This is a genomic window from Chitinophaga oryzae (assembly GCF_012516375.2).
Classification (GTDB): domain Bacteria; phylum Bacteroidota; class Bacteroidia; order Chitinophagales; family Chitinophagaceae; genus Chitinophaga; species Chitinophaga oryzae.
In genome coordinates, this window is the sequence record NZ_CP051204.2 from 1,661,938 (window position 1) to 1,679,798 (window position 17,861).

Annotated in this window: 18 protein-coding genes; 14 read left to right on the top strand and 4 right to left on the bottom strand. The window is 50.4% G+C overall.

What is annotated here, in order from left to right:
- Positions 1-61: 61 nt before the first annotated feature.
- From HF324_RS06905 to HF324_RS06930, 6 genes are all read left to right on the top strand, one after another.
- Positions 62-1,078 carry a hypothetical protein gene (locus tag HF324_RS06905; RefSeq protein WP_168862176.1) on the top strand — a complete coding sequence of 339 codons (1,017 nt, stop codon included), beginning with the start codon at positions 62-64 and terminating at the stop codon, positions 1,076-1,078.
- 84 nt (positions 1,079-1,162) lie between these two features.
- Positions 1,163-1,558, top strand: coding sequence for an HYC_CC_PP family protein (locus HF324_RS06910; RefSeq protein ID WP_168862177.1), 396 nt, complete (start codon positions 1,163-1,165; stop codon positions 1,556-1,558).
- A gap of 80 nt (positions 1,559-1,638) precedes the next feature.
- Positions 1,639-2,184: a heavy-metal-associated domain-containing protein gene (locus HF324_RS06915; protein ID WP_168810785.1), complete on the top strand. Its 546-nt coding sequence runs from the start codon at positions 1,639-1,641 to the stop codon at positions 2,182-2,184.
- A 14-nt stretch (positions 2,185-2,198) separates the two neighbouring features.
- A complete protein-coding gene (locus HF324_RS06920) occupies positions 2,199-3,053 on the top strand; it encodes a hypothetical protein (protein WP_168810787.1) in 855 nt (284 codons plus the stop codon).
- Positions 3,054-3,060: 7 nt separating this feature from the next.
- A complete protein-coding gene (locus HF324_RS06925) occupies positions 3,061-3,630 on the top strand; it encodes a helix-turn-helix domain-containing protein (protein ID WP_246269442.1) in 570 nt (189 codons plus the stop codon).
- A gap of 298 nt (positions 3,631-3,928) precedes the next feature.
- Complete coding sequence (locus tag HF324_RS06930) at positions 3,929-5,557, top strand: L,D-transpeptidase family protein (RefSeq protein ID WP_168862178.1); 1,629 nt, start codon at positions 3,929-3,931, stop codon at positions 5,555-5,557.
- Positions 5,558-5,718: 161 nt separating this feature from the next.
- Here the strand turns inward: HF324_RS06930 and HF324_RS06935 are convergent, their stop codons facing one another.
- Positions 5,719-6,948, bottom strand: a complete 1,230-nt coding sequence (locus tag HF324_RS06935; protein WP_168810791.1) for an NADP-dependent isocitrate dehydrogenase — start codon at positions 6,946-6,948, stop codon at positions 5,719-5,721.
- 375 nt (positions 6,949-7,323) lie between these two features.
- Positions 7,324-8,595 carry an NADP-dependent isocitrate dehydrogenase gene (gene icd / locus HF324_RS06940; protein ID WP_168810793.1) on the bottom strand — a complete coding sequence of 424 codons (1,272 nt, stop codon included), beginning with the start codon at positions 8,593-8,595 and terminating at the stop codon, positions 7,324-7,326.
- A 190-nt stretch (positions 8,596-8,785) separates the two neighbouring features.
- Between icd and HF324_RS06945 the strand changes: the two genes are divergently transcribed.
- The 6 genes from HF324_RS06945 to HF324_RS06970 all read left to right on the top strand — a co-directional run bounded on the left by HF324_RS06945 (position 8,786) and on the right by HF324_RS06970 (position 13,376).
- Positions 8,786-9,391 (top strand): SGNH/GDSL hydrolase family protein, encoded by a 606-nt coding sequence (locus HF324_RS06945; protein WP_168862179.1) that lies wholly within the window; start codon positions 8,786-8,788, stop codon positions 9,389-9,391.
- Positions 9,392-9,436: 45 nt separating this feature from the next.
- Positions 9,437-10,105 carry a ferredoxin reductase domain-containing protein gene (locus HF324_RS06950; protein ID WP_168810797.1) on the top strand — a complete coding sequence of 223 codons (669 nt, stop codon included), beginning with the start codon at positions 9,437-9,439 and terminating at the stop codon, positions 10,103-10,105.
- Between the two features lie 317 nt (positions 10,106-10,422).
- Entirely contained in the window at positions 10,423-11,163 is a 741-nt protein-coding gene (locus HF324_RS06955; RefSeq protein ID WP_168862180.1) for a LiaF transmembrane domain-containing protein, read from the top strand.
- A gap of 57 nt (positions 11,164-11,220) precedes the next feature.
- Entirely contained in the window at positions 11,221-11,574 is a 354-nt protein-coding gene (locus HF324_RS06960; RefSeq protein WP_078671871.1) for a DUF4288 domain-containing protein, read from the top strand.
- A gap of 22 nt (positions 11,575-11,596) precedes the next feature.
- A complete protein-coding gene (locus HF324_RS06965; RefSeq protein ID WP_168810801.1) occupies positions 11,597-12,661 on the top strand; it encodes a sensor histidine kinase in 1,065 nt (354 codons plus the stop codon).
- A complete protein-coding gene (locus HF324_RS06970) occupies positions 12,639-13,376 on the top strand; it encodes a LytR/AlgR family response regulator transcription factor (protein WP_168810803.1) in 738 nt (245 codons plus the stop codon). The genes HF324_RS06965 and HF324_RS06970 overlap by 23 nt, the downstream gene beginning before the upstream one ends.
- On the opposite strand, the gene HF324_RS06975 is transcribed toward HF324_RS06970, so the two are convergent.
- The gene (locus HF324_RS06975; RefSeq protein WP_168862181.1) at positions 13,371-13,760 is read right to left on the bottom strand and encodes a thioesterase family protein; all 390 of its coding nucleotides are present in this window, start codon (positions 13,758-13,760) and stop codon (positions 13,371-13,373) included. The two genes, HF324_RS06970 and HF324_RS06975, sit on opposite strands and share 6 nt — an antisense overlap.
- Before the next feature lie 144 nt (positions 13,761-13,904).
- Between HF324_RS06975 and HF324_RS06980 the strand changes: the two genes are divergently transcribed.
- A complete protein-coding gene (locus HF324_RS06980; RefSeq protein WP_168810807.1) occupies positions 13,905-14,330 on the top strand; it encodes a MarR family winged helix-turn-helix transcriptional regulator in 426 nt (141 codons plus the stop codon).
- A gap of 48 nt (positions 14,331-14,378) precedes the next feature.
- Positions 14,379-15,971 carry an MFS transporter gene (locus HF324_RS06985; RefSeq protein ID WP_168810809.1) on the top strand — a complete coding sequence of 531 codons (1,593 nt, stop codon included), beginning with the start codon at positions 14,379-14,381 and terminating at the stop codon, positions 15,969-15,971.
- A 9-nt stretch (positions 15,972-15,980) separates the two neighbouring features.
- Here the strand turns inward: HF324_RS06985 and HF324_RS06990 are convergent, their stop codons facing one another.
- Positions 15,981-17,852: an Nramp family divalent metal transporter gene (locus HF324_RS06990; RefSeq protein WP_168810811.1), complete on the bottom strand. Its 1,872-nt coding sequence runs from the start codon at positions 17,850-17,852 to the stop codon at positions 15,981-15,983.
- Positions 17,853-17,861: the final 9 nt, after the last annotated feature.

Genomic DNA, 17,861 nt, shown 5'->3' on the forward strand with positions numbered 1-17,861 from the left:
CGGTGGTACAAGGGGCAGTTAACGCTATATTTACTTTTGTTCAACCCAAATCCTATATTTTATGAAACGTTTTATCCTTGCTGTATGCCTGCTGCAGGCCCTATTTACAACAGTGACACGTGCTCAGGCGCCGATTGAGCATAATATCCTTCAAATTTATGGTAACGAAGAAGGAGCCGCCTGGCTGAATGGCGGCGATTCGTGGCAGACCGTCACGAAGGGGAGTTATCTTACCATAGAACAATTGCTTAGCGGGGCATTAAATCCCGGATATGTCAGACAGTACTACATATTGATTGCGCGTTCGGATAACATGACCTGCGGAGAAATCCAGTTCAGGTTTTGGTTTTCCTGGAAGAACAAAGCCGGACATCAGTTCAAGGTTTCAAAGTGGAATGGAAAAGTGAATGAAGGCGGGTATGCGCTGGTACAAATTCCCGGAACAGCAGCGCAGGCCCTGGCGGCTGGTATCGCTAATACAGACCCGTATGGCGGATATTGGCGGATAGACGCCCGTGTGTCGGGCTGTGACGCTGTACCATCTGCAGTAGCAAAGATTTCCGGTATATACCTCAGAGCGATCGACTACTACCAGGGAAAAGATGCGGATGTTGTACTGAATACCGACGGCGATGTAACCATCCCCACTAAATATGTTGTGGGAGGTACTACGGGAGCGGTTGTTGTAAAAGATGGTAAAGTCGGCATCGGTACTTTTAACCCTAAAGCTTCTCTCTCTGTCAGCGGAGAGGTCTATGCAAAGAGGGTAAAAGTCACCCAAAACGCTGCCGACTGGCCGGACTATGTATTCCATCCGGACTACCGGCTCCCTTCACTGGACAGCACGGCTGCTTTCATCTCTGCAAACGGCCGCCTGCCAGGCATGCCTTCCGCCCAACAGATAGGGGAGAGCGGACTGGACCTTGGTGAGATGAACCGGCTCCTGTTACAAAAAGTAGAGGAGCTTACGCTGCATATGATCCGGTCGCAGGAGGAGAACAAAGCACTAAAAGCGAAAGTGGAGCAACTGGAAAAAAGGCCGGTATCTCCCGAAAAACGAAAAAACGGTAAACGCTAACCGAATGTTAAAATAACCGGCGCATCCTGAAAATGACAGCGGTCACTATAAAAGACAATTTATTGTAGTACTTTTGTACCTGACATGAAACGTTTTTTTGCCATATTTTTTGCTTTCCTCTACACGCTGTTAACCAGCGGGTTTACGGTGAACGTGCATTATTGCATGGGCAAACTGGCGTCCGTAAAGCTGCAGAACGTCTCCGATAAGGACCAATGCAAGAAGTGCGGCCGCCCGGTAAAAAGTATGGACTGCTGTAAAAACGAGGCAAAGTTCTGTAAGGTGACCACCTCTCACCAGGCGGCCAAAGCCCTTCAGCAGGATGCGCCGGTATCTGCCGACTTGCAGCTGCCGGTAAAAATCCTTCAAACGCCGTCTCTGTCTGCCTTACAGCTGCATCATAGCAGCTATCCGCATGATCCCCCCGATATGGGCGCTGCCACGCCCGTTTTCCTGCGCAACTGCGTTTTCCTGATCTGATAACAACTTCCTGTTACTGTTTTCCGCTGTGCGGAAAAATATAGGCATTGTTGTATTTTATAATTTATAATCATCAGATCATGAAAATATTATCTGTTATCTTACTCGCATTAGGACTTTCCTTTGGCGCTCAGGCGCAATATAAAAAAGCCAGTCTGCAGGCTTCCGGCCTCACCTGCGCTATGTGTTCACGGGCTACCCTGGAATCGCTCCAGACCCTGCCATTTGTGGACAAAATAGACACCGACCTTGACAACACCACTTTTATCCTGCATTTTAAACAGGGGGCGGCTGTCAATATTGACGCCATTAAGCAGAAAGTGGAAGACGCCGGTTTCTCTGTTGGCAAACTGGTAGTGACCGCCAGCTTCAGCGATGTGAAGGTGCAAAACGATGCCCATGTGCCTTTTGCGGGCAGCACCCTGCATTTTATGCAGGTAAAAGACCAGGTGCTGAACGGCGACAAAGACATTACGGTGATCGACAAGGATTTTGTTTCTGCCAAACAGTTTAAAAAATACGCAACTGAAACCACGATGCCCTGCTATAAGACAGGGGTAATGGCTGACTGCTGCACACCGCACGACGCCAAGGCTTCCAAAAGGATCTATCACGTCACTATTTAATCCTTCGGTTTCAGATGCGCAAATTTTTGATGATGGCTGCGGCGTGCTTCGCCTTCAGCCAGGTAACAACAGCACAGGAATTATACGTAAACACAGAGCCTGCCAGTAATATGGCGGCTAATTCACTCGGCATCCGGCTGACCAACAAGTTCTTTAAAATGGAACATGACGGTACCACGGGAATGCGGTTTGAACCGGAAATCATGTGGGGCATCAATAAAAAACTGATGGTACACGCCATCGGCTATGCGGCCAACATGATGCAGTCTTCCATCCGCATGGAAGGCGGCAGCATCTACGCCAAATACCGTTTCCTGTCGCTGGACCAGCAGCATGCCCATTTCCGGATGGCCGCCTATGTGAAGGGCTCGGTAATCGACAACCCTTATCTGCCGGCCACGCATGCTACCAAAAAGCCGTATGCCAATACGGACCTGGACCTGGAAGGAGCTACTTCCGGCGTAAGCGGCGGCGTTATCGCCACACAGCTGCTGCATAAACTGGCGCTGTCAACTACGTTAGGGTATTCCCGTTATATGAACAATATAAAGGATAATATCCCGGAGGGATTCCCGAAAAATTCCGTAAATTATAGCCTGTCCGCAGGATATTTGCTGCTTCCGGTAAGATATAAGAACTTTAACCAGACCAACCTGAACCTGTATGTGGAACTGTTAGGCAAAACCAATGCAGACGCAGCAGGAAAAGGGTCCTATCTGGACATTGCGCCGGCAGTACAGTTTATTTTCAACAGTACTACCCGGCTGGATCTTTCTTACCGCACACAACTCACCGGAGATATGGCGCGTAATTCGTTCAATTCGTTTTTGGTACGTATAGAACACAATATTTTTAATATTAAAAAATAACACCTGCGTGAAAACAGATCTGTTCATAAAAAATATGGTTTGTCCGCGCTGTATTAAGGTAGTCAAATCAGTGCTGGAAGCCGTACCGTTCACCGTCACAGACATTCAGCTGGGCAAAGCCACCGTGGATGGAAAGGTGACTGAACAACAATTGCAGGCAGTTTCAGTTGCTTTGCAGGCGGAAGGCTTTCTGCTGATAGACGATAAAAAGCAGCAACTGGTGGCTGCCATCAAAAATATCGTTGTAGAAACCGTCCATTATTCAGAGCTGGATGACATGAGAGAAAATTTCTCCACCCTGCTGGCCGGCAAGCTGCAAAAAGACTATCATTACCTGAGCAGCCTTTTTTCCGAAATGGAAGGAGTGACCATCGAGCAGTATATCATTCAGCAAAAAATTGAACGGGTGAAAGAGCTGCTGGACTACAACGAGTTGAGTTTAAGTGAAATCAGTTATAAGATGGGGTACAGCAGCGTGGCGCACCTGTCGGCGCAGTTCAAAAAAGTGACCGGCCTGACGCCCAGCCAGTTCAAACAACTGAAAACACCCAAGCGTATTCCCCTTGATAAACTATAGTTGTTAGAAGTTAGTTGTTTTAGTTTTAGTTGAAAAGAGAGGCTGCTGCACACCGCAGCCTCTTCTTTAAAAATCACGGGAGATGAAAAAAGTATTATTGTCTGTGTTGAAATTCATACAGTCATTGTTCACCAAAAAAGAGTGTTGCCGTTAACGGTATACCTGGTGCCGACCGTATTGTCCCGGAGCCGATGCTCCGGGATTTTTATTTTTGGCATGGAAATTATATATCTTTACCCATCGATTTTTTCAGATGAAGTACAAGATTTTTATTTTTAGTTTGTTATGCGGCTCCGGAATGTGTTTGTTATTAGCTTGTGGACATGGAAAGAAGCACGCAACCCCCAAAAAGAAACAGATTGTCGCCAACATCCGGCAGCTGGACGAAGTGGTCAAAGAAAGTATCACCGAACGCTTGTCAGCTATTCAGGACAATGATGGTTTGATGGAAGACAGTCTTCCCGCCTTCCGGCCCGAAGCCTTGCAGGAGTTTTACAAAGAAAAGGAAAATGCCAGCCGCTGGTCGAAAGACGGTGTGCCAAATGCTGCTGCCGCCACCATGATAGATGCTATCAAACAGGCGGAAGACGTAGGCCTGCTGCCGGCGCGTTACCATGAACCTGCATTGAACACCGCCTGGGAACAACTCAGCAACGATCCTGCCGCCAAAAAAGACGCTGCCTTGTGGGCACGGATGGACGTTATGCTGACCGACGCTTTTATGCGAATGGCGTCTGACCTGCGTTTCGGAGCAGCGCCACGCGACAGCGTTACGCTGAAAGCCGATTCCCTGTTCACCGACACAGAACTGACAGCCAAACTCCATCAGGTGCTGGAGCAGGGAGAGGTAACCACCCTGCTGCATGACCTCGAGCCCACACATCCCGGCTATGTGGCGCTGAAAGAAGGCATCCGCACTTTCAAGGAAAAATACGCCGGCTACCACTGGGACACCTTACCGCTGAACTATACGGATACACCCGCTTTCCGCCTGATGGTCGTTGACCGCCTGGTACAGAGCGGCCACCTGGACACTACCGGCAAAGAAATAGACAGTGCCCTGATAAAGACAGGCGTAAAAGCCTTTCAGAAAGAATTTAATATCTATCCGGACGGCGTGCCCGGTAAAAGGACCGTCATGGCCCTGAACCGCTCGGTACACGACTGGGTGATGCAGGCTGCCGTAAACCTCGACCGCTGGCGCAAACTCCCGGATACGCTGCCTAAGCAGTATATCATGGTTAACCTGCCTGGCTATACGCTGCAGGTGGTGGATAGCGGGGAAGTAAAGCTGGAATCACGGGTAATCGTGGGGACGCCGCGTACGCGTACGCCTATCCTGAACTCCTACATGACCAACTTCATGTTGTTCCCTTACTGGCGCGTGCCCTACAGCATTGTGTTTAAAGAGATGCTGCCGGCTATTAAGAAAGACGTGGGATACCTGGCCGCTAAAAACCTGGAGGTGATCGATGCGTCCGGCAACGCCGTAGATCCGCATACGATAGACTGGAGCAAGTTGTCGAAAGGGCACTTCCCGTATGTATTACGACAGATGGACGGGCTGGACAATTCACTGGGCATTATGAAGTTCAACTTCCGCAACAAATACAGCGTATACCTGCATGATACCAACAACCGCGGGCTGTTTAAAAACTCAATGCGCGCCATGAGTCATGGTTGCGTGCGGGTGCAACAGTGGGACAGCCTGGCGCAGTACCTGGTGTCTTCACCGGACACCGCAAACCACAGAGGCGACAGCATCCGCGCCTGGATTGACCGGGAGGAGAAACGGCAGGTAGACCTTACCCGTCGTGTCCCGATCTACTTCCGTTATTTCACTGCAGAAGGAAAAGACGGCACCCTTGTATTTTACGATGATATCTATGCAGAAGATAAAGTAGTACGCAGGCAGATGGGACTGTAGAGATTTTGGGATTTTTTGATTTACGAATTTTTTGATTTTGTTTGATAATATGAGCGAATAAAAAAGACCGAAGCGATTGCTTCGGTCTTTTTTATGTTGATTGATTCGCTCGTATTATCAAACAAAATCAAAAAATTCGTAAATCAAAAAATCCCAAAATATTATTTAGCCAGTTTTGTCTTCAGGGCTTTATCCAGCTCTTCCAGGAATTCTTCTGTGTAGAGGTAGTGTTTGCCGTGTTCCACTTTGTTGCCGTGGATACAAACTGCGAGATCTTTGGTCATTTTACCGCTTTCCACTGTTTCGATACAAACCTGTTCCAACGCCTGGCAGAAGTCGATCAGTTCCTGGTTGCTGTCCAGTTTGCCACGGAATTCCAGACCGCGGGTCCATGCGAAGATGGAGGCGATAGGGTTGGTGGAGGTAGGCTTACCGGCCTGGTGGTCGCGGTAGTGGCGGGTAACGGTACCATGAGCCGCTTCTGCTTCCATCGTTTTGCCATCAGGCGTAACGAGGGTGGAAGTCATGAGGCCGAGGGAGCCGAAGCCTTGTGCTACGGTGTCGGACTGAACGTCGCCGTCGTAGTTTTTGCAAGCCCATACGAAGTTACCGTTCCATTTCAGGGCAGAAGCCACCATGTCATCGATGAGGCGGTGCTCGTAAGTGAGGCCGGCGGCATCGAACGCAGTTTTAAATTCCTGCTGATAGATTTCTTCGAAGATATCTTTGAAACGACCATCGTATTTTTTCAGGATGGTGTTTTTGGTGCTCAGGTACAGCGGCCATTTTTTCATCAGGGCCTGGTTGAAACAAGCGCGTGCGAAGCCTTTGATAGACTCGTCGGTGTTGTACATCGCCAGCGCAACGCCGTCGCCTTTGAAGTTGTATACTTCGTGCTCGATTACTTCGCCGTTTTCACCTTCAAATTTGATGGTGAGTTTGCCTTTGCCTTTGGTAACAAAGTCGGTAGCGCGGTATTGGTCACCGAAAGCGTGACGGCCGATGCAGATAGGAGCGGTCCAGTTGGGAACCAGGCGCGGCACGTTTTTCATCACGATGGGCTCACGGAACACAGTACCATCCAGGATGTTACGGATAGTGCCGTTCGGTGATTTCCACATTTGTTTCAGGTTAAACTCTTTTACGCGGGCTTCATCAGGGGTGATGGTGGCGCATTTAATACCTACGCCTGTTTCGCGGATAGCGTTAGCAGCATCAATAGTAACCTGGTCGTTGGTAGCATCGCGATGTTCCATACCCAGGTCAAAGTATTTGATTTCTACGTCCAGATATGGAAGTATCAGTTTATCCTTAATGAATTTCCAGATGATCCGTGTCATCTCGTCTCCATCCAGTTCTACCACCGGATTAGCTACTTTAATTTTTGACATTACGGTTTTTTTTAAAAAATTAGATTAAAAGCAACAAAAAACGAACAACTATTCAAGCAAGTCCCTAAAAGGGATAATCACGAAAAATACAAATAGCTGGGAAAATTACAAAACATTTTCACACGTAAGGTTCTCGCAAAGACACAAAGTACCGCAAAGGCGCTAAGTTTTTTAATAAGATAAGATAAAATAAGAAAGCAAAGGCGTTTGATCTCCTTTATTGCTACCCTGTATTATATTATGCTATATTATATTAAAATATAATACAATAATAACACAGCATATTCATTAAAGGTGATCCTCGCTCCTTTGCTTTCTTATTTTATCTTATTAAAAAACTTAGCGCCTTTGCGGTACTTTGTGTCTTTGCGTGAACTAGTGTTGCATTTGTTTGATCACTTCATCTGCGAACTCGCTGGTTTTTACCAGGGTGGCGTCGTCCATCAGATTGTAGAAGTCGATGGTAACGCGTTTGCGGGCGATGGCAGTGCTCAGGCCGTGCACGATGATGTTGGCGGCTTCTTTCCAGCCCATGTATTCGAGCATCATTACCCCGCTGAGGATAACGGAAGACGGGTTCATGGTGTTGGTGTTGGCGAAGCGGGGCGCAGTACCGTGTGTGGCTTCAAACACCGCGTGACCGGTGAGGTAGTTGATATTGGCGCCCGGTGCGATACCGATGCCACCTACCGCCGCAGCCAGTGCGTCGGAGATATAGTCGCCGTTCAGGTTCAGCGTGGCTACTACGGAGTAGTCCTGCGGAGCCAGCAGTATCTGTTGCAGGAAGTTGTCGGCGATCACGTCTTTGATCAGCAGTTTACCTTCTGCGAGCGCTACTTTCAGTGCTTTATTGGCAGCTTCTTCGTTTTGTTCTTTCTTGGTTTGCTCCCACTGTTCCCAGGTGTACACCTGATCACCAAATTCTCTTACCGCCAGTGCGTAGCCCCAGTTTTTGAAGCCGCCTTCGGTGAATTTCATGATGTTGCCTTTGTGTACGAGGGTAACGGAAGGACGTTTGTGCTCCAGCGCATACAGGATGGCGGCGCGTACCAGTCTTTCAGTACCTTCGATAGACACCGGTTTGATGCCGAGGGAAGAAGTTTGCGGGAAGCGGATTTTTTTCACGCCCATTTCGTTCTGCAGGAAGTTGAGCAGTTTCTCGCATTCAGGCGTGCCCGTCATATATTCGATGCCGGCATAGATGTCTTCTGTGTTTTCACGGAAGATCACCATATCTACTTTCTCGGGATGTTTTACCGGAGAAGGTACTTTGTTGAACCAGCGTACAGGCCTTACGCAGGCGTAGAGGTCCAGTTCCTGGCGCATGGCCACGTTCAGGGAACGCATACCGCCACCCACGGGGGTAGACAGGGGGCCTTTAATAGATACCAGGTAATCTTTCAACGCATCCAGCGTTGCAGCAGGCAACCATTCGCCGGTTTCCTGGAAGGCTTTTTCGCCTGCCAATACTTCTTTCCATTCAATTTTCCGCTCACTACCATAGGCTTTTTCCACAGCTGCGTCGAATACACGGACGCTGGCTTTCCAGATATCCGGACCAATTCCGTCGCCTATAATAAATGGTATGATTGGGTGGGTAGGGACCTGTAACAGGCCATTGTTCATCGATATTTTTTCTGCCGGCATAAAACGGTTTCTTTATGCGTTACGTAATTGTTGTAATCGGGTGCAAAGGTACAGCATTCCGGGTTAAGGGCGGTCAACTTTCTGCTTAAATCTGTGTGAAAAAGAGGGTGTATATAACTTTTTGCTTATGTTAGGATTAATGCTATTTTGCTGTTCGTTTTTTTATCACGACAAAACCGCAGATACCCTTATGGTCCCATATTCTTTCCTGGCGCTGGGTGACAGCTATACTATCGGTGAAAGCGTCGCGGAGACGGAGCGTTTCCCGATGCAGACGGCCCGGTTGCTCCGGGACAAAGGCGTCGCCATGGCCGATCCCCGGATCGTGGCCGTCACCGGCTGGACGACCGACGAGCTGGAGAATGGTATCCGGGAAGCAGGCATCACCGGCACTTTCGACCTGGTGACCCTGCTGATCGGGGTGAATAACCAGTACCGTGGCCGCAGCCTGGACGAATACCGGGAACAGTTTACCCGGTTGCTGCAGCAAGCCGTCGATTTCGCCGGTCGCCGGCGGGGGCATGTGGTGGTGCTGTCTATCCCCGACTGGGGCTTAACGCCTTTTGCGGCCGACCGCGACCGGGCCGCCATCGCCCGGGAGATAGATGCTTTTAATGCGGTCAATAAAGCCGTTGCGGCGACGGAAGGCGTACACTGGCTGGATATTACGCCCTATACCCGCGAAGCGGCACAGGATACGTCGCTGGTGGCGGCTGATGGCCTGCATCCTTCCGGAAAGGACTATGCCCGCTGGGCTGCAGACCTGGCCGCACTGTCTGCGGAGATACTGCGTTGACCAAAAAAATATCCTATATTCATATCAAACCAGAAAACCTACACTATGGAAAGCCATATCGTTAAAGTACTATCCGTTACCCCCGTTACACATAATGTAAGACGTTATAAAGTGGAAAAGCCAGCGGGATATGTGTTTGTTCCCGGTCAGGCCACCGAAGTAGCAGTGAACAAGCCCGGGTGGGAAGACGAACGCCGACCCTTTACTTTCACCGGTCTCAATGAATGGGACCACCTCGAATTCACTATCAAAAGTTATCCCGATCATCACAGCGTGACTGACCTGCTGGGGCATATCCAGCCGGGCGACAGCCTGGTCCTGCACGATGTATGGGGCGCCATCCAGTACAAAGGGGAAGGCGTTTTTATTGCCGGCGGCGCCGGCGTTACCCCTTTTATCGCCATTTTCCGCGACCTGCAGCATAAAGGACAGCTGGGCAATAACAAGCTGATTTTCTCCAACCGCACCTACGCTGACATCATTCTTAAAGAAGAATTTGAAGAGATGCTGGGTAACAACTTCATTAATACCATCACAAGGGAAGAAGTGCCCGGTTATGATCATCATATTATTGATGAAGCTTATTTGAAAAGGAAAATCTCCGATTTCAACCAGCATTTCTACATCTGTGGCCCCGATCCGATGGTGCAACAGCTCAAGGCGGTGCTGGAAAAACTCTCCGGTAAAGCCGACCTGGTGACGGTCGAAATCTGATTTCCCGGCCTGGCGGGTTTCCCCGGCCCACGCGCGTGGCCTGTTGTATAAGGGCTGTAAGGTTTCTTTGGGAAGCCCGCTACCGTCCATGTTACGATATAGCCGCTTTCTGTGGCCCCTGGCGGCGCTCAAACGGCCTTTCACCGGGGAAATGCAATGATATAGCCGCCGGCCAAAGCGCCAGGGGTATTTTCACCGGTCTTTTCCTGCTTTTTACCGGTAAAACCGCATTTTTAGCCTAATGGCGCTTTTACAGCCGCTCCGGCCGTCCTACTTTTGTATTGTTAAAACATTCCAGCAATGAAAAAAGCAAAACAATGATTAAAGATGATTTTGTCGCCAGAAGAAGAAGAGGACGCGGCATCGGTGGTATTATTCTTATCCTCATCGGTACCGCACTGCTGCTGCAGCGGCTTGATTTAAACATCCCCAACTGGATGTTTTCCTGGCAAATGATTCTGATCGTAATTGGCCTGGCACTGGGCTTTAAACATAATTTCAGAGGCGGTCCCTGGTTTGCGATGATCACTGTAGGCGGCATTTTCCTGGCGGGTGAAATTCTGCACTGGCCCTACAATACCGCCAAGTTCATCTGGCCGGTCGTGTTGATCGCCATCGGTATTACCGCTCTCTTTAAAAGGCAAAATGAAAATTATTTCTCAGACGCAAGATATTTCGCAAAAGACCGTACCAGCAGCGATATTTCGGCCGACGACGATACCATCAACATATCCTCCTGCTTCAGTGGCCTGGAAAAGGTGGTGACCTCCAAAAACTTCAAAGGCGGCTATGTCTCCAACGTATTTGGCGGTACAGACCTTAACCTGATGCAGGCAGACATCAACGGTACCGTAACGCTGGAAGTGACCGCTATCTTCGGTGGCTGTGAAATCGTAGTACCGGCCAACTGGACGGTGAAAGTAGACATCTCTACCATCATGGGCGGCGTAGAGGAAAAACGCCCGGCCGCCCTGCTGGGAAGTATTGATAAAGACAAAGTATTGCTGCTGAAAGGCTCCTGTATTTTCGGTGGAGTGGAGATCAAAAGCTTCGCTTAACGAACCCCCGGAAACCATATCAGCGCACTATCTTACCAACTTTTTAAATCTTATTGTATGTATTGGTTTGTTGCTAAAGTAGTTTATCAGATCATTTGCGGTAATGGCAGTCATACGCCGCAATTCGATGAACAGTTGAGACTGATCAGCGCCATCTCCAAAAAAGAAGCCTGGCAGAAAGCAAGGGAAATCGGAATGCAGGAACAATACGCATTCAAAAACCAACAACAGGAACTGGTACAGTGGAAATTCATCAATGTGCCTGAAGTATATACCCTTGATCAACTGACAGACGGAATGGAACTGTATTCCCGTATAGAAGAGCCGGGAGATCCCAACTCCTATATTGCCTGGCTGCAGATGAAATCTGCCCAGCTGCAGGGACAACAATATATTGAGGTGAACGTTTAAAACGGACATTAAAAGCGCACATTTGGCAAAAGAATTATACAAAGGAAACTCCCGGTGGAGTTTCCTTACCTCTTTCCTGATCTGGCTGGTGCTGTATGCCGCCCTGTTGTATTACTGGTTTAACCTCACCGCATGGCAGGCCATTTCAGACAGTTCTGTACATGTGGTCCTGCTGGGCGGCGCCGGATTCCTGATCAGCCGCAACCTGTCGTACTACCGCCCCGGAGCCGGTATCAACAAGTTCCTGTATGTGACCGTAGTCAGTTCCGTGATGGCCGCCCTCTGGGTGTTCTTCACCCACTGGTTACTGGAAACCACCTTCGACAACGACCCGGTTTACCTGCATTGGCTGAACAGCGCCATCCCCATCCATTTCATCGTAGGATGCATGATCATCGCCGGCATCGGTTACCGCAGCCAGCTGTGGTACGACGAAGAAGAGGAACAGGGCGAAAGGGAAAGGAGAGAGGCCAACGAAGCCATTATCCGGGAGGCAGAACTGTACAAGCTGCGGCAACAGCTGCAACCGCACTTCCTGTTCAACAGCCTCAACTCTATCAACGCGCTCATTATGCTGCGCCCTGAACAGGCCCGTGAAATGGTGCTCAAACTGTCCGACTTCCTCCGGGGTTCCCTGAAACGGGAAGATGATCACTGGATCTCCCTGAAAGAAGAGCTCCAGTATCTCCAGTTATATCTCGATATCGAGAAAGTGAGATTCGGACATCGTTTAACCACCAGCGTTAGTTACGACGAAGCCGCAGAAGCCATGTATATGCCGCCTATGCTGCTGCAGCCGGTAGTGGAAAATGCCATTAAATTCGGGCTTTATGATACTGTAGGAGATATCACCATTACCATCAGGGCTTTTGTGGAAGAAGGAATGCTGATGCTGGAAGTGAAAAACCCTTTTGACAACGAACTGCAGCAGCCCAATAAAGGCACCGGTTTCGGGCTTACCTCCATCAGAAGAAGGCTGTATCTGCTGTTCGCAAGGCAGGACCTTATGGAGACGGGCGCTCAGGAGAATATTTATACCACGCTGATTAAAGTACCACAAACACATGATAAAAGCAGTAATAATTGATGATGAACCTCTGGCACGTGAAGTGGTAAAGGAGTTCCTGGCAGCCTATCCGCAGGTGCAACTGATGCAGGAATGCAACGATGGTTTCGAAGGACTGAAAGCCATTCAGCAACATCAGCCGGATATCATCTTCCTCGATATCCAGATGCCGAAAATCACCGGTTTTGAAATGCTGGAGCTGGTGGAAAATATGCCGGCCGTTATATTCACCACCGCTTTTGAAGAACACGCCCTCCGCGCTTTCGAAGTACATGCGGTGGATTACCTGCTGAAACCTTTCTCCCGCGATCGTTTTGACAAAGCCTTTCAGAAATGGATGGAGCAACATAATAACAATGCCGCCGCTACGGCTGCATTACTGGACACAGCCGCCGCTACGCCCCTGCAAAACAACCGGGTGGTGATCAAGATCAACGGCAAAATCAAAATCATCCCGGTACAGGACATTCACTACCTGGAAGCCGCAGATGATTATGTAAAGATTGTGACGCAGGAAGGCAGTTTCCTGAAGAACAAAACCATGTCGTTTTTTGAGCAGACGCTGGACCCGCAGCAGTTCACCCGGGTGCACCGTTCATTTATCCTGAACGTTAACCAGGTGACCCGCATCGATCCTTATGAGAAAGAGAACCACCTGGCCATTCTGCGCAGCGGAGCCAGGGTGCTGGTAAGCAAAACCGGTTATCCCCGCCTGAAAGCCGCGCTGGGGCTATAAGGCAGCAAAACGCCGCTCCAGTTTTTCTTTCGGCAGTATTTTCTGTGCTTGTGTGCCCCGGGCAATGAGCCGGCTGCCACAATACGCTTCATAACTGCAGATAATTTCATTTCCCTGCAAGGCGGTGATGGTGGCGGTAAAATGTACCTCGCTGCCTTGCAGGGCCGGTGAAAGATGTTCTACGGTCAGCATCGTGCCGATACCTTCCTCTTCCGCTGTTTTCATTTCCAGCACAAACAACCGGCAGCACCATTCGGCGTCGCGGCCCAGCGCGAAGGTGGCGTACACCGGATGCACCGTGCCGCTGTCAAAAGACGCACAATCTTCAGCCCGCACATGACGGGTAAAGTGTTTCACATCGCCGGGCTGAAAAATGGCTCGCATATTTCACTTTTTTGATCTGACCTAAGTTAAGGTATTAATCGTTCAGGAACAGGATGACGCCTGTGTCTGTTCAGATCAGGAAAAAATCATTTAGTTGAATATGCAACTAATTTTGTACCTTTGTAAAATCAATAAAACAGCTTCATGGACCAGTCACCACGGATCAGCTTATTAATCTCCCAGGCGCTGGGGCTTTACCGCCAGCGTATCAATGCCCTGCTGGCGCAGCACCACATTGACCTTACGTCTGAAATGGTAACGGTGCTGCGGATACTGTGGCACCGGGAAGGCCGTAAACAGCAGGAGATAGCCGACGTATTGCATAAAGACAAAGCCAGTATCACCAAAGTTATCCACAATATGGAAAAACGTGGACTGGTGGCACGCATGGCGGATGAAACCGATGCCCGTAACAAAAAAATTATGCTCACTGCTGAAGGCCTGTCGCTCAAAGAAAAGGTGCTGCCCGTGCTGGACCCGTTCCTGGACAGCGTTACCGCTGGTTTCGATGAAAAAGAACTGGCTGCTGCCCGGGGGGTGCTGTCTGCCATTATCCGCCAGCTGCAATAAAAAATTTTACTTAAATAGTTGCATGTTCAACTATAAATGAATTATTTCATGGCTTATGCGTTATCACCTTACCGGTCTTTTGTACCCCGGACCGTAAAAGGGCCGGTCATTATCGTGCTGATCATCCTGCAGTCTTTTGTACTGGGCATCACCAGCGCCACCGCTTCGCGGCTGGCAGCGTTTTACGGCATAGCGCCGGAAACGGTCACCTGGTTTTCGCAGGCCGGCGCCATTGGCATGGTGGCCATTATACCGGTCTACTACCGTTTGCGGATGTACTTTCAGAAATCAGACCTGCTGCAGCTGGCGTTGGGGTTACAGGTGGTGTTGTCATTGCTGTGTTTCACCGTTAACGATGCACCGCTGTTGCTGACCGGCAACTTTTTCATCGGTATGCTGAAGCTGGCCTGCCTGCTGGATTTTATCTCGCTGCTAACGAACGAATATCCTGTCATGCGCCACCGGGCGCTGTTTTACGGTATCTATTATACTATTGCGCGATTCGGGGGAGAGCTGGCCAATATCCTGGTGAACCCTGTGCTGGAGGCAGACGACTGGCGGGATATCTACCTTATTTCCGCTGCAGCGGCAGCTATCTGTATGGTGTTATGCGTGTGTTTGTTCCACCGTCAGCGGATGCAGCGGCGCGTGCCTTTGTACCAGGTGGACTGGCTCAGCATGTTATTGTTTGTGGCCGCCGCTTTCCTTTTCGCGTATATCCTTACCTATGGAAAAACGCTGGACTGGTTTGAGGAGGATACGATGGTATATGCATTGGTTGGCTGTATGATCAGTACAGCGTTGTTTATATACCGGCAGTTTCAGGTGAGGCGGCCTTTCTGGAACCTGCGGGTGTTCCGGCTGTACCGCCAGGTACCGCTGGGAATTGCCTTTATGCTGGTGTTGTATGTGTTTTATAGTACCAACCTGTTATTTAACTATTATGCCGGGTATAACTTCCGGGGAGAAGAAAATTATCTTTCACAGGTGGCTGTTGTTACGCTGTGCGCTTACCTGGTCAGTTTTCCGTTGACCGGCTGGCTGCTCTATAAAGGGGCGCAGCGCCGGGTGATGCTGAGCCTTGGTTTTCTTTTGTATGGTGGTTCGTTATATCTTTTCTGCAACAACATACAAACTGCTGCCTCCCTTGATGCGCTGGTGGTCCCGTTTCTGCTGCAGGGCATGGCTTATGGCCTGGTGCTCACCACACTCTCCACGTTTGCCGCTACCAATGTGCCGCGGCATATGAACGGGGACAGGGTGATGGGCAGCCTGTCTTTCCGCTACATCATCGGTTCCTTTGCCGGTTACTCGCTGTACAGCAACTGGTTGTTCAGGGGTACGGCCGCGCATGCAGCATCGCTGTCTGAGCGCCTTACTGCCGGCAACCCGCTGTACAGCAGGGAACTGGGCAGTTTCACTGCTTTGTACCAGTCCCGCGGCATGGACCTGCAGCATGCCACGCTCGCGGCGCAGGCTGTGATCCAAAAGAAACTGCAGTTGCAGGCCATGCTGGTGTCCCTGCGCGACATCGCGATGTATGTGGCCGTCATAGCGGTGATAGCGGCTGTACTGGTATTGCTGGTACGCCGGTTTGAAATGCACGAAATAGCGGCGAAAAACAAATACAAAATCGTGTAATCGTTCCCGTTATTGCACCACGAGTACGGGGACTTTTACAAAATGACGTACCTGGTTGGCGGTTTCCCCGTAAATCCAGTCCTTGATGCCTTTGTGGCCGTGGCCGCCGAGTACGAGGAAGTCCGCTTTCTCATGGTTAACGATGCGGGCGATCTCTTTGGCGCGGTGACGGAAGCCCAGCATACCCCTGGCTTTGATGCCGCGGCTGTTCAGCAGCGCCAGGTAGGTGTCCAGCTGTTCCTGGTCCTTCCGCGTTTCAAAGTCATCCGAATCTTTCCCGAAGTATTTGGCAGAAGCGCTTTCCACGATGTGTATCAACAGGTATTCCGTATGCTCGTTACCGTGAGCGATGGCGTTGGAGATGATCTGTTCGTCTTTTTTGCTGAATTCCAGCGCCATGGCGATGCGTTTGTATTCCGGCTTTTCCAGTTCACCGAGGGAGACCTGCGGGGTGTGGATACCGCCGGATGTTTCCTGGCGGTAGCGGCTCACGAGCGGATATACCACCGTGATGATCAGCAGCGCCACAAAGCCAAGGGAGGCCACGATGATGATGCCGTCCACGAAGACGTTACCGTTGCCGGAAATGTAGCCCATCGCTTCTGTGTACACCATACGCATATTCAAATATACCAACAAAGCGGTGATAGCCCAGCTAAGCACTTTGGTGGCGGGTTTGATGGCAAATTTGCCCATGGTGTGTTTATCGCTCACGAAATGGATCAGCGGGATGATGGCGAAGCCCAGCTGCATGCTCAGCAGTACCTGGCTGAAGACCAGCAGGGCGCCCACTTCATTTTCTCCGGCGATGAGGATCACAAGGAACGCCGGTACAATGGCGAGCAGGCGGGTCAGTAACCGCCGCAGCCATGGGTTGATACGCAGGTGCAGATACCCCTCCATGATGATCTGTCCGGCGAGGGTGCCGGTCACGGTACTGCTCTGTCCTGCCGCGATCAGCGCCACGGCAAAGAGGATGGGCGCGAGCTTGCTGCTGAGCAGCTGCTCCAGCAGCTGGTGTGCATCCTGTATTTCAGCGACGTCTGTACGGCCTGTTTTGAAGAACACGGCAGCGGCCAGGATCAGGATAGCGGCATTGACCAGGAAAGCGAGGTTGAGTGCAATGGTGCTGTCCACAAAATTGAGTTTCAGCGCCTGTTTGATACCGGCATCGTCTCTTTTGATTTTACGGGTCTGTACCAGTGCGGAGTGAAGGTAGAGGTTGTGCGGCATCACTGTCGCCCCGATAATGCCGATAGCGATGTACAGCGCGGTATTATCCGGGATGGAGGGAATGAAACCCTGTGCCACTTCCCGCATATCGGGTTTGGCCATGACGAGCTGCACGAGAAAGGAAACGCCTACCACAGCAACGAGCGCCACAATAAAAGCTTCCATTTTGCGGATACCGTACCGCTGCAATATCAGCAGCAGGAAGGTGTCCAGCACGGTGAGGCTCACGCCCCATATGAGCGGCAGGCCGGTCAGCAGTTGCAGCCCGATGGCCATGCCCAGCACTTCGGCGAGGTCGGTGGCGGCGATGGCCACCTCCGCCAGCAGGTACAGGACGAAGTTAACGCTGCGTGGATAAGTCTCCCTGTTGGCCTGCGCCAGGTCGCGGCCCCGCACAATGCCCAGCCGGGCGCTGAGGCTCTGCAGCAGCAGGGCCATCAGGTTGCTCATCAGCAGCACCCATATCAGCTTATAGCCGTACTGGCTGCCGCCGGCCAGGTCGGTGGCCCAGTTGCCGGGGTCCATATATCCTACAGAAACGAGGTAAGCCGGCCCGAAAAAGGCGAATAGTTTCCTCCACTTTGATTTGTTGCTTGTATCAATACTCTGATGTACCTCACTCAGCGACGTTGCGTGATTGTAGTCCATAATAAATTC

Bases quoted from the DNA above. Each gene is read 5' to 3' on its own strand.
- HF324_RS06950 (WP_168810797.1), top strand. From the start codon at position 9,437: ATGGAAAGCCATATCGTTAAAGTACTATCCGTTACCCCCGTTACACAT.
- HF324_RS06960 (WP_078671871.1), top strand. From the start codon at position 11,221: ATGTATTGGTTTGTTGCTAAAGTAGTTTATCAGATCATTTGCGGTAAT.
- HF324_RS06915 (WP_168810785.1), top strand. From the start codon at position 1,639: ATGAAAATATTATCTGTTATCTTACTCGCATTAGGACTTTCCTTTGGC.
- HF324_RS06970 (WP_168810803.1), top strand. From the start codon at position 12,639: ATGATAAAAGCAGTAATAATTGATGATGAACCTCTGGCACGTGAAGTG.
- HF324_RS06935 (WP_168810791.1), bottom strand. From the start codon at position 6,948: ATGTCAAAAATTAAAGTAGCTAATCCGGTGGTAGAACTGGATGGAGAC.
- HF324_RS06955 (WP_168862180.1), top strand. From the start codon at position 10,423: ATGATTAAAGATGATTTTGTCGCCAGAAGAAGAAGAGGACGCGGCATC.
- HF324_RS06985 (WP_168810809.1), top strand. From the start codon at position 14,379: ATGGCTTATGCGTTATCACCTTACCGGTCTTTTGTACCCCGGACCGTA.
- HF324_RS06930 (WP_168862178.1), top strand. From the start codon at position 3,929: ATGTGTTTGTTATTAGCTTGTGGACATGGAAAGAAGCACGCAACCCCC.
- HF324_RS06990 (WP_168810811.1), bottom strand. From the start codon at position 17,852: ATGGACTACAATCACGCAACGTCGCTGAGTGAGGTACATCAGAGTATT.
- HF324_RS06980 (WP_168810807.1), top strand. From the start codon at position 13,905: ATGGACCAGTCACCACGGATCAGCTTATTAATCTCCCAGGCGCTGGGG.
- HF324_RS06975 (WP_168862181.1), bottom strand. From the start codon at position 13,760: ATGCGAGCCATTTTTCAGCCCGGCGATGTGAAACACTTTACCCGTCAT.
- HF324_RS06910 (WP_168862177.1), top strand. From the start codon at position 1,163: ATGAAACGTTTTTTTGCCATATTTTTTGCTTTCCTCTACACGCTGTTA.
- HF324_RS06945 (WP_168862179.1), top strand. From the start codon at position 8,786: ATGGTCCCATATTCTTTCCTGGCGCTGGGTGACAGCTATACTATCGGT.
- HF324_RS06905 (WP_168862176.1), top strand. From the start codon at position 62: ATGAAACGTTTTATCCTTGCTGTATGCCTGCTGCAGGCCCTATTTACA.
- icd (WP_168810793.1), bottom strand. From the start codon at position 8,595: ATGCCGGCAGAAAAAATATCGATGAACAATGGCCTGTTACAGGTCCCT.
- HF324_RS06920 (WP_168810787.1), top strand. From the start codon at position 2,199: ATGCGCAAATTTTTGATGATGGCTGCGGCGTGCTTCGCCTTCAGCCAG.